The following is a 2,288-nucleotide window of genomic DNA, read 5'->3' on the forward strand; positions in this document are numbered from 1 at the left end:
AGAAACCCACCTGCCGACAAGACAGACAGGGCGCTCCGGTCCGACCCTACATCCCGTCGTATCTGGGTGACCGGGTGCTGGCCCGGCTCGGGCGGGAGTCGGGGGCGGTGATCCGGGACCCCTACGGGCGTCGGCTGACCTGGCTCGTCCCGCCGCACGCGACGGAGGGATGGGTGGTCCCCGAGACCTCGTGGGTGCAACTGCTCAGCACCACGCAGCACGTGACGGTCCCGCCCGGCTGGTGCACCCGTTCCGCCTCCCCGCACTGGATAAGGTCGTGGGCGGATCACGGGCTCACCGACGCACGGCTGCTGTACGTCGTCCTCGACGCCGTCATCCGCGCCGAGCACGGGCCCCGCGAGCACGAGGGCGGGGCCGGGCGGTGAGCGCGCGCTGCTTCCGCTGCCGCCGGGTGCCTGGCACGGTGACCGTCCTGGAGCTGTATTCCGGCGACGAGGGGGGCGCGAGCCCGCAGACGCGCACGCGCATCGTTCCGGTGAAGGTCTGCGACCGGTGCGCGGCCGATATTGCCGTCGAGGACGAAGCTCGCGCTACGAGCCCGGAGTCGGCCCGGTGACCGGGCGCGAGCACGAGTGTGGCGTCGAGGACCCGGTGCACGAGGGCGACGTACGCGAACACGTCACCGCCGGGCCGCACCCCTACTACCGGCCGCTGCACCTGTGCGCGCGGCACCGCCGCTACGTCGGGTACGCCCTGGACCGCATCGCCGTGACGGGCGAGGAACTGGTGCGTGCCATCGCTGTCCTCTCCGGCGCGGGCAAACGCCGCACGGGCAAGGCCGAGCCTGATCCGGAAGACGACCCGACGCCCACCCTGCGGGTGGTGAGCTCGTCGTGATGGGCCGTCCCGCCCCGGCCTGGCTGGTCGCGCCGGTCGACGTGACCGCGCGCACGGTCCGCGTCGACGACATCCTCGTCGTCGGCAGCGCCTACCGCACCGTCGGAGACCTGCGCGCAGTAGGCCAGAACCGCCGCCACCTCCTCTTCGTCGACGGCAGCACCCTGGTCATCGGCCCCGAACCCCTTCCCGTCCTCCGGCCACAGACACCCCGCCAACTCGTGCCCCGCCCCTCCAGGCGGCGGCGATGAACGGAGTCTGCGCCCGCTGCGGCTGCTGGACCGCAGAAGGCCGCATCGTCCAGTGGCACAGCCCGGACCAACCCATCCTCGCCTGCCCCCTCTGCCCACCAGGACGGCGCGAGCAGATCGCCTCCATCACCGTCCTCGCCGCACTCATCGTCACCCTCGTCTACGCCCTCACCCGCCACTGACCTGGAGCAGCCCCGTGCCCCGTGACCACACCGTCCTCATCCCCGCCGACCCCGACGACGTCCTCTACGACCCCCACGGCTGGGCCACCACCGCAGGCTTCCCCGTCGCCCTACTCGACGGCCAACAGGAACACTTCGTCATGCGCCGCATCCAGGACCGCGCCGTACGCCTCATGTACCAACTGCCGCACGGACCCGCCTTCCTCACCAGCTACCCGCGCCCCCTGCCCTCCGGCCAGGTCATCGAGATCATGGAAGGCAACCTCGCCACCCTCCTCACCGCCCACGCCTGCCACCCCCTCCGCCTCCGCGAAAAAGGCGAGCGCATCGCCGTGGACGGAGAGACCTGCGACTGCCGCTCCACACTCCTCGCACCCCGGCGCTGGTGGCAGGCCCGCCATGCCCGTATCGGCAAGGCACTTGAACACCAGGGCCGCACCGTCATCCTCACCGCACCCCTCGTCGGCGGACGCACCCTCCAACTGGTCACCGTCACACCCCCGGGCTGACCCACACACGCCCGTCCCCTGGGGGAAACCGTCGGCAGCGGTCCAGGGGGTGGGCCCCGCCGCCCGGCCGTCCGCGCCCCAGCCCCCGTCGCGGACGGCCGGGGCCCACCCCCCTCTTCGCGGGGTGCGACTCCAACGCGGGGCCCTACGGTTCCCGCTTCACGAGGTGACCGTCCGGCGAAGCTCCCCCCGCGCAGGGGGCGCCATCCCCCGGTGCCCCTTGGGGGTCTCGTTCGCGTGCTGCGGGCCGGTGGGTGGGTTGTGCCCACCCTCCCCCAGCTACCGCTGGGAGGTGCCCCCTCGCCATGCGGAACGCCTGCCCACAACAGTGGGGTGCGCCGTCACCGTCAGCTTCCCGCAACCGGGCCGGGCCCGTACCGCGCGGCACCGGTCCACAGCATGGGATCAAGCGGAGGGGGCACCGGCCGGAGGTTGGCCACCGGGTGGGAGGGGACGTGGTGGGGTGTCCCCGCAAGTGGTGGCGACGA

The 2,288-nt window shown here is 72.8% G+C and carries 6 protein-coding genes; all 6 read left to right on the plus strand.

Features of this window, described 5'->3' with window-relative positions; translation table 11 throughout:
• Positions 1-386 (plus strand): hypothetical protein (locus ACYVOO_RS12330; RefSeq protein ID WP_461015696.1); only part of this gene is annotated, 386 nt, incomplete at its 5' end.
• Between the two features lie 26 nt (positions 387-412).
• Complete coding sequence (locus ACYVOO_RS12335; RefSeq protein WP_461015697.1) at positions 413-577, plus strand: hypothetical protein; 165 nt, start codon at positions 413-415, stop codon at positions 575-577.
• On the plus strand, positions 574-858 hold the full coding sequence (locus ACYVOO_RS12340; RefSeq protein ID WP_461015698.1) for a hypothetical protein: 285 nt from the start codon (positions 574-576) through the stop codon (positions 856-858). Before ACYVOO_RS12335 ends, ACYVOO_RS12340 begins: the two co-directional genes overlap by 4 nt.
• Entirely contained in the window at positions 855-1,109 is a 255-nt protein-coding gene (locus ACYVOO_RS12345; protein WP_461015699.1) for a hypothetical protein, read from the plus strand. Before ACYVOO_RS12340 ends, ACYVOO_RS12345 begins: the two co-directional genes overlap by 4 nt.
• Positions 1,106-1,291 (plus strand): hypothetical protein, encoded by a 186-nt coding sequence (locus tag ACYVOO_RS12350; protein WP_461015700.1) that lies wholly within the window; start codon positions 1,106-1,108, stop codon positions 1,289-1,291. Before ACYVOO_RS12345 ends, ACYVOO_RS12350 begins: the two co-directional genes overlap by 4 nt.
• 14 nt (positions 1,292-1,305) lie before the next feature.
• A complete protein-coding gene (locus ACYVOO_RS12355) occupies positions 1,306-1,800 on the plus strand; it encodes a hypothetical protein (protein ID WP_461015701.1) in 495 nt (164 codons plus the stop codon).
• Positions 1,801-2,288: the final 488 nt, after the last annotated feature.

Source organism: Streptomyces daliensis (assembly GCF_054782395.1).

Coding starts and splice junctions, on each gene's coding strand:
- ACYVOO_RS12350 (WP_461015700.1), top strand. CDS start 1,106: ATGAACGGAGTCTGCGCCCGCTGCGGCTGCTGGACCGCAGAAGGCCGC.